This window comes from Mycobacterium arosiense ATCC BAA-1401 = DSM 45069 (genome assembly GCF_002086125.1).
GTDB classification, from domain to species: domain Bacteria; phylum Actinomycetota; class Actinomycetes; order Mycobacteriales; family Mycobacteriaceae; genus Mycobacterium; species Mycobacterium arosiense.
Genome location: NZ_MVHG01000145.1, coordinates 1 through 5,975, shown reverse-complemented (window position 1 = coordinate 5,975; position 5,975 = coordinate 1). Strand labels below are relative to the sequence as shown.

Below are 5,975 nucleotides of genomic sequence, written 5' to 3'. Positions count from 1 at the left end.
CAAGCACTGACCTCAATGATCTATCTGACCCTCGGCGGAATCCACCCACAGCTACCCACGAGAAGGTGAGGAGCCGCTCATACGTTCGAATGAGCGGCGCGTTGAGTCCTCCGATCGGCGCCGGGCGCTTCTGGCAACATAGCGGTGTGTTCAGCCAAACCGCGACGTCCCGGGCGGTTCGGTGAGCATCGGAACCACCGAAGAGTCACCGAGTCGCCGCGGCGTGCTGACGGGTCGCCGCCCGGCGGCCGCGGCGGCGCTGGACCCGTTGCTCGTCGCCGTGCTGGCCGTCGCGGTGGGCCTGGCCGGTGCGGCCCGGCCCTCCTTCTGGTACGACGAGGCCGCGACCATCTCGGCCGCCTACAGCCGGTCACTCACTCAGATGTGGCACATGCTGGGCAACGTCGACGCCGTCCACGGTTTGTACTACCTGCTCATGCACGGGTGGTTTCAGGTCTTTCCACCCACCGAGTTCTGGTCGCGCGCGCCCAGCGCCCTGGCGGTGGGGGCCGCCGCCGCCGGCGTCGTCGTGCTGGGCAAGCAGTTCTCCTCCCGGACCGTCGCGGTGACCTCCGGCGCGTTCTGCGCGATCCTGCCCCGGACCACGTGGGCGGCCATCGAGGCGCGCCCGTACGCCATGTCGATGATGGCCGCCGTATGGCTCACGGTCCTGCTGGTCTACGCAGCACGCCGCGACACCGGTTGGCTGTGGTTGTGGTATTCCATCGCGCTGGCCTGCTCGATCGTGCTCGACGCGTACCTGGCCCTGCTGCTGGCGGCCTACGCCGTTTTCATCGGCGTCTTCCACCGGTCCCGAAAGACGTTGGCGGGCTTCGTCATAGCGTCAGCCCTGGCGGTGGCCGCGCTGCTGCCGTTCCTGATGACGGTCGCCGGGCAGGCACACCAGATCAGCTGGGTCGCACCCATCGGCCACCGCACCATCGAAGACGTGGTGATGCAACAGTATTTCGAGCGATGCCCGCCGTTCGCCGTGCTGTCGGCGTTGCTGATCGGCGCGGCAATCGTGTTGTGGCTCAGTGGTTCCGCGCGTCTGATGGAGTCGCAGCGCCGGTTGCTGGTGCTGGCGACGGCCTGGCTCGCGGCGCCGACGGCCGCGATCGTGACGTATTCGGCGCTGGTTCATCCGATCTACACCCCGCGCTACCTGTGCTTCACCGCGCCGGCGCTGGCGCTGATCCTGGGCGTCTGCGCCGGCGCGGTGGCCGCGTGTGGCCCCACCAGGCCATGGGTGACGACGGCGCTCGTCGGCCTTTTCGCCGTGGCCGCCGCGCCCAATTACGTTCGGGTGCAACGCAACCCGTATGCCAAATACGGCATGGACTACAGCCAGGTGGCCGATCTGATCACCGCGAAGGCCGCGCCGGGCGATTGCCTACTGGTCAACGACACGGTGACGTTCATGCCGGCCCCGATGCGTCCGCTGATGGCGGCGCGCCCGGATGCCTATCGCAAGCTGATCGACCTCACCCTGTGGCAGCGGGCGACCGACCGCAACGACGTGTTCGACACCAACCTCATCCCCGAGGTGGTCGCCGGGCCGTTGGGCCGGTGCGGTGTCGTCTGGATCATCACGCAGGCCGACCCGTCGCAGCCGCCGCACGAACGGGGACCGGCGCTGCCGCCCGGCCCGGTCTATTGGGCGAGCACCGCCTTCGCGGTGCCGCACGACCTGGGCTTCCGCCTGGTGGAGCGCTGGCAGTTCAATCTGGTCCAGGTGCTCAAAGCCCAGCGATAGTCACCAGATGTGGATCCAGTCGACGAGCATGTCCGCCGGGTAGGTGGCCGCCGCGGGATCGCCGGCGCCGACGCCACCGACCGCCAGGGTGAACATGGGCGTCATCCAGTAGCCGGGATTGTTGAACGGCCAGCGGAAGTCGTCGGGGGCGCCGCCGTGGACGTGGATGGGCTTGTTCGGCACGGTAAAGTACTGCGCGCCGTCGCGGGCGAACTGAAATCCGTCTTCGCCCCAATGCATTCGCCAGGTGTGCCAGTTGCCGTCCACCATGCCGGGGATGGACTTGCCTTCCCACGTCTTGCCGTTCGACGCGGCGTGCACCGTGGTTCCCGGGGGCCACGAACCGTTTCCGTACCACTCGAAGAGGTCGACCTCGCCGTCCGGCAGCGGGTCCTCGTTGACGCCCCAGAACGCCGACCAAAGGCCCGGCTCCAAACAATTCAGCTTGATCCGCGCTTCCCAGGTCTGGTTGATCATGCTGCGGAAGTTGCCCCGCAGTTTGGCGCCGTAGTAGGTGTCCCCTTCCTGGGTGGCACGCAGCACGAGGTTGGAATTGCCATCCTGGAACACGTTGCGGCGGTCGTCGCGGTATATCCCCGCGACCGGCGGGAACACGTCGTCCTGCCAGGTCTGGACGGTCCATTTGCCCGGATCGGGAGCCGAACCCGCCGGGCCGTCGAACTCGTCGGCGAAGATGAAAGGCCCGCCGCCCGCTGATGGCGGCGCTTCGGGCGCCGACGGGGTGGCCCAGGCACCCGGCAAGCGCATCGCAGCCCCGATCATGCCGAGGCCCGACATCAGCATCATGCTGCGACGATCCATCTAAACCACCAATCGTTGAAGCCGGCTCGTCAAGCTCGGCGCGATCTCCCCAGGCAACTCTCGCAAACGGTGTTATAACACCACGCGGTGGGGTGGCCCGCATCCTGCCGTCGCGATCCGTGCGCGACTTCGCCGGTCACGACCGGCTCGCCGCTCCGTCGCCGCGATCCCCCTGGCATAAACAAGCGACGATAGCAGCAGTGCCGCCCGCTTCCAGGGACTTCAAACCCAACCATCAAGCTAGTTGACATAGCCGCTGGCGCTGGTATCAAGGAGCTTGATGGTTCTAGAAAGGGAAACAGTCATGTCTCATGGATTCTTCGGTGGTGTCGGCGGGCCGGGCTTCGGCGGGCCGGGCTTTGGTGGTCCGGGCTTTGGTGGTCCGGGCTTCGGCGGGCCGAGCTTTGGCGGGCCGGGCTTTGGTGGCCCCGGCTTCGCGCCGTTCGGCAAGAAGGGTCGTCACGGTCTCAAGCGCGCGGCGTTCGTCACCGCGGCGCTGCTCTTGGACGGGCCGGCCGATGCCGCACAGGTGGTGCAACGGGTATCCGATGCCACCGGCGGCGCGTTCACCCCGCCCCAGGACATCGCGGAGCTTGCGATCGGCATCCTCGCCGGACGCGGCGTGGTCACCGTCGACGGCGGTGTGGCGACGCTGACAGAACTCGGCCGAAACCTGTTGGCCTGGCGCGGCATCAGCAGCGAGACCGCGCACGCCTTCCTGGGCCGGGCGGCCAAGTTCGGCGACGTGGTAAAGATCCGCAAGGAGCTCTTCGAGATCGCAGGCCTCGCCCGCACCATCGCCTGGACGGGCACCGACGAACAGAAGCAGCAGCTCGCCGAGACCCGGACCAGGGTGCTCGAGGCGCTGACCGACGCACGCAAGGCGCTGCACCGCGTGCTCGGCGAGGCCTAGCGCGCCGCGGCCCACCGAGCGTGGGGCATATGGACGGAAACTCAAGGGATTTCGTACCTGAGCCCCACGCTCGGCGCGGCATGGGGCGGCGTCCCTAGCGGGACGTGGGTTCGCTGAGCCTGACCAGGGTCTTGCCGATGTTGACACCGGTGAACAGGCCGTTGAGGGCATCGACGCACGACTCGATGCCCTCAAAGATGGTCTGCCGGTGGTGAAGTCGGCCCTCGGCCTCCCACTGGCGTAGCGCGGCGAACGCCTCGTCGAAGCGGCCCCACTGATCGAGCGCGTTGAAGCCCTGCATCAACGCGGTCTTGGACAACAGGTTCACGTAGTTGGCCGGGCCGGGGTGCTCGCCGGTCAGGTAGCTGGAGATGACGCCGCACAGGACGACGCGCGCGTGCGAGGCCAGCCGGCCGAGCACGGCGTTGAGGATGGGCCCGCCCACGTTGTCGAAGTAGACGTTGACTCGTTGCGGGCAATGCCTTTTCAGCGCCGCCGCGACATCGTCGTTCTTGTAGTCGATGCACGCGTCGAAGCCGAAGTCCTCCACCACCGCCCGGCACTTCTCCGGCCCGCCGGCGATGCCGACCACCCGGGCGCCCGCGATCTTGGCGATCTGCCCGGCGACCGACCCGGTGGCGCCCGCGGCCGCCGACACCACCACCGTTTCCCCGGGCTGCGGCCGGCCGATGTCGGTCATTCCGAAATAGGCGGTGGCGCCGGTCGGCCCGTAGACCGACATGATGGCCAGCTGGTCGTCCTCGCCGGGGATCGGCGTGCTGAACAGGTCGTCGCGAATGAGCGCGTATTCCTGAAAGCCGGTCAGCGTGGTGACGACGTCGCCGACGGCGTAGGCGTTGCACCGCGACGCGACCACCTCGCCGATCCCGGCCGCCCGGATGACCTCGCCCAGCTGCACGGGCGGCAGGTAGCTGGGCTGGTCGTCGAGCCAGGTGCGGGCGGCGGCGTCGATGCCGACGTAGGTGGTGCGCAACAGCGCCTCGCCGTCGGCGGGTTCGGGCGCCGGCGTGGTGACCATTTCCGTGTCCTCCGGCTGGACCAGCCCGGAGGGCCGGCGGCGAAGGAGGACCTGGCGATTCGGCAAATCGGGCACGATCGTAAAAACTACCGAACCGGCCGTGAACGCAGAAGCCAATGGCATATTCATTCCATGGCAGCAAACGAAGACCCGGAAGACCGGATCCGGGAACTCGAGCGCCCGCTCGCCGAGGCGGCGCGGGCCTCAGAGCAGGGCAGCACGCAGCCCGCCGGCTATCCCCCCGGCCCGGCGGGCGCCCCGTGGACATACGGTGGCCCCACGCTCGGCCCGCCCCAGCAACGCCCGCCCAGCAACCGGGTGTGGTGGATCGCCGGCACGGTCGTCGCCATCGGTGTGCTGGCCCTGGCCGGTGGCATCGCGGCCTTTGCCGCACACCAGCTTTCCGGGTTCAAGTCGATCATCGCCACGCCGCCGACCGTCTCCAAAACGTCCAGCCCGCCCCGCGTTTCGACGAGCCCCGGCCCGTCGACCTCCCGCCGGAAGTCAGCCTCGCCGTCGACTTCACCCCGCACCCCGCCGGGCACCGAGCTCAGCGTCTCCGGCATCAACGAGAACCGGACCATCGCCTGCAACGACAACATCGTCAGCGTCAGTGGGGTTTCCAACACGGTGACGATCACCGGGCATTGCACCAGCCTGTCGGTGTCCGGTGTGCAGAATACGATCACCGTGGAGGCCGTCGACAGCATCGAGGCCTCCGGCTTCGACAACAAGGTCACCTACCACTCGGGAGCGCCGAAGATCAGCAACTCCGGCGGCTCGAACGTGGTGGGTCAGGGCTGAGCCGAAAACGCTTGTTAGGCAGTCTCTTCGGCGTCATCATCCAGGACGCTGACCGCGATGCCGTAGGGCAGGAACCGCACCTTGCGTTTGGGGTCGACGTTGTCCTTGTTCGCCCGCAGCGCGTCGAGTTCGGTCGCATAGACCTGTTCGACACGCGCCCCGCCGCCAGAGTCGACCGTGTAGATGGCCCACACGCCCTCGCCGGCTTCGCCGGCGGTTTCCGGGGCACTGCGCGGGCGCCGCGACAGGTCGTCGAAAACGGCGGACCAGCCCGTCCGGGTACCGGGACCGGCCACGAACTTGCTGACTCGCTCGACGAGGTCGCGCAGGCCTTCGCTGCCTTCCCGAATCATTCGATCGAATTCGTCGGGGTCAAATCCGAATCCACTGTGCTCGCCCACGCGACCTCCTTGGCGCTCGTGCCCTACCTGTCAGTGTGCGCTCAGTCGAGACCGTTTGCCACGCGCTACGGGCCCGGTGGCGCCGGCGGGGGTGGCGGGGTGATCGGAATGGGCACCGTGACGAACGGGAAGTGCAGATACATCGTCACCGGCGGCTGCTGGGGCAGCTGCGGCGCGGCGGGCCGGGGCGCCGGGGGCGGTGCCTCCGGCGGAGGTGCAGCCGGCGCCGCGGCCGGGGCG

The 5,975-nt window shown here is 68.3% G+C and carries 6 protein-coding genes; 3 read left to right on the top strand and 3 right to left on the bottom strand.

Features of this window, described 5'->3' with window-relative positions; all coding sequences use genetic code 11:
• The first annotated feature begins 223 nt into the window (after nt 1-223).
• Nucleotides 224-1,756 carry a glycosyltransferase family 39 protein gene (locus tag BST14_RS27270; RefSeq protein ID WP_083067401.1) on the top strand — a complete coding sequence of 511 codons (1,533 nt, stop codon included), beginning with the start codon at nt 224-226 and terminating at the stop codon, nt 1,754-1,756.
• On the opposite strand, the gene BST14_RS27265 is transcribed toward BST14_RS27270, so the two are convergent.
• Nucleotides 1,757-2,578: a glycoside hydrolase family 16 protein gene (locus tag BST14_RS27265; RefSeq protein WP_083067399.1), complete on the bottom strand. Its 822-nt coding sequence runs from the start codon at nt 2,576-2,578 to the stop codon at nt 1,757-1,759.
• A gap of 304 nt (nt 2,579-2,882) precedes the next feature.
• On the opposite strand from BST14_RS27265, the gene BST14_RS27260 reads away from it, so the two are divergent.
• Nucleotides 2,883-3,491 carry a hypothetical protein gene (locus BST14_RS27260; protein WP_083067398.1) on the top strand — a complete coding sequence of 203 codons (609 nt, stop codon included), beginning with the start codon at nt 2,883-2,885 and terminating at the stop codon, nt 3,489-3,491.
• Nucleotides 3,492-3,585: 94 nt separating this feature from the next.
• On the opposite strand, the gene BST14_RS27255 is transcribed toward BST14_RS27260, so the two are convergent.
• Nucleotides 3,586-4,605 (bottom strand): NADP-dependent oxidoreductase, encoded by a 1,020-nt coding sequence (locus BST14_RS27255; protein WP_083067400.1) that lies wholly within the window; start codon nt 4,603-4,605, stop codon nt 3,586-3,588.
• Between the two features lie 57 nt (nt 4,606-4,662).
• On the opposite strand from BST14_RS27255, the gene BST14_RS27250 reads away from it, so the two are divergent.
• Complete coding sequence (locus BST14_RS27250) at nt 4,663-5,334, top strand: DUF3060 domain-containing protein (protein ID WP_083067397.1); 672 nt, start codon at nt 4,663-4,665, stop codon at nt 5,332-5,334.
• A 14-nt stretch (nt 5,335-5,348) separates the two neighbouring features.
• Here BST14_RS27250 and BST14_RS27245 read toward each other — a convergent pair whose 3' ends face one another.
• A complete protein-coding gene (locus BST14_RS27245; RefSeq protein ID WP_083067396.1) occupies nt 5,349-5,735 on the bottom strand; it encodes an Rv0313 family protein in 387 nt (128 codons plus the stop codon).
• Nucleotides 5,736-5,975: the final 240 nt, after the last annotated feature.